General features: G+C 69.3%; 3 protein-coding genes. All 3 read left to right on the top strand.

Annotation, left to right across the window (positions count from 1 at the left end; all coding sequences use genetic code 11):
- A partial coding sequence (locus tag ACXJKL_RS20470) for an ATP-binding protein (protein ID WP_457208833.1) occupies positions 1–199 on the top strand: 199 nt, incomplete at its 5' end.
- A gap of 1 nt (position 200) precedes the next feature.
- Entirely contained in the window at positions 201–881 is a 681-nt protein-coding gene (locus ACXJKL_RS20465) for a response regulator transcription factor (RefSeq protein ID WP_457208832.1), read from the top strand.
- A 99-nt stretch (positions 882–980) separates the two neighbouring features.
- Positions 981–1,741, top strand: a 761-nt coding sequence (locus ACXJKL_RS20460) for a glycine--tRNA ligase (protein WP_457208831.1), incomplete at its 3' end; no start/stop codon positions are given.

Raw genomic sequence — 1,741 nt, 5'->3', positions numbered from 1 at the left:
GGTCAGCGAGGCCGCCCGTGAGCGGATGTTCGAGCCGTTCCAGCGCCTCGGGGACGCCACTCCCGGCGGACTCGGCCTCGGTCTCGCGGTGGCGCGTGGCCTCGCGGACGCCGTGGGTGCCACGCTCGAGGCGGACGACACCCCCGGCGGGGGCCTCACCATGGTGCTCACGGTCCCGCTCGCGGTGACAGGATCCTGACGTGTCCGCCCATGTGCTCGTGGTCGACGACGAGGCAGCCCTGGCCCGGGCGCTGCAGATCAACCTGCAGGCCCACGGCTGGACGGTGACGACCGCGCACGACGGACGGTCCGCGCTGGACGCGGTGGCGACCACGCATCCCGACGTGGTGCTGCTCGACCTCGGCCTGCCGGACATGGACGGGATGCAGGTCATCGAGGGCATCCGCGGATGGACGTCCGTGCCGATCGTGGTGCTCTCGGCGCGTCAGCACGGCGAGGACAAGGTCGACGCGCTCGACATGGGTGCCGACGACTACGTCACCAAGCCCTTCGCGATGCAGGAGCTCCTGGCCCGGCTGCGCGCCGCCGTACGTCGCTCGCACGAGCCCGTGCGCGATGCCGCGCCCGTCGTCGTCGGCGACCTGGTCATCGACTTCGGACGCAAGGCGGTCAGTCGCGGTGGACAGGACGTGCGGCTCACGCCGACCGAGTGGTCGTTCCTCGAGCTGCTGGCGCGCAACCTCGGCCGGCTGGTGTCCCGCGAGCAGGTCCTGCGCGAGGTGTGGGGCCCGGCCTACCTCACCGAGACCCACTACCTGCGGGTGTACGCAGCCCAGCTGCGGCGCAAGCTCGAGGCCGATCCGGCGCACCCGCGCCACCTCGTCACCAGCCCCGGCCTGGGCTACCTGCTGCAGCCCTGAGCCGCTCGCGCACGCCGGGGGAAAACGCACGTGCACCCGTCGTTAGGGTGGGGCCACCGACCGGCAGCCAGCCGGCCTGTTCTTCTGTGAGGACTCATCGTGGCCAAGCCCGCACCCACCGCCCTGGACAACGTCGTCTCCCTCGCGAAGCGCCGAGGCTTCGTCTACCCCTGCGGTGAGATCTACGGCGGCACCAAGTCCGCCTGGGACTACGGCCCGCTCGGCGTGGAGCTCAAGGAGAACATCAAGCGCCAGTGGTGGAAGTTCATGGTCACCCGGCGCGAGGACGTGGTGGGCCTGGACTCCAGCGTCATCCTCCCGACCCGCACGTGGGAGGCCTCGGGCCACCTCAAGACGTTCAGCGACCCGCTCACCGAGTGCCAGTCGTGCCACAAGCGCTTCCGCGAGGACCACCTGCAGGAGGACTACGCGTCGAAGCAGGAGGCCAAGGGCAACCCCGTGGACCCTGATTCGGTGGACATCAACGAGTCGGTGGCCTGCCCCAACTGCGGCACCCGCGGCGCGTGGACCGAGTCGCGCAACTTCAACATGATGCTCAAGACCTACCTCGGCGTCATCGAGGACGAGTCGGGCCTGCACTACCTGCGTCCCGAGACCGCCCAGGGCATCTTCCTCAACTTCGCCAACGTGGTCACGAGCAGCCGCCAGAAGCCGCCGTTCGGCATCGCCCAGATGGGCAAGAGCTTCCGCAACGAGATCACGCCCGGCAACTTCATCTTCCGCACCCGCGAGTTCGAGCAGATGGAGATGGAGTTCTTCGTCAAGCCCGGCGAGGACGAGGAGTGGCACCAGCACTGGATCGACCAGCGCACGCAGTGGTACGTCGACCTGGGCATCGA

The organism is Nocardioides sp. P5_C9_2 (genome assembly GCF_054049555.1).
Note: the sequence above shows the minus strand (reverse complement) of the source record. Positions and strands in the feature narration are given on the sequence as shown.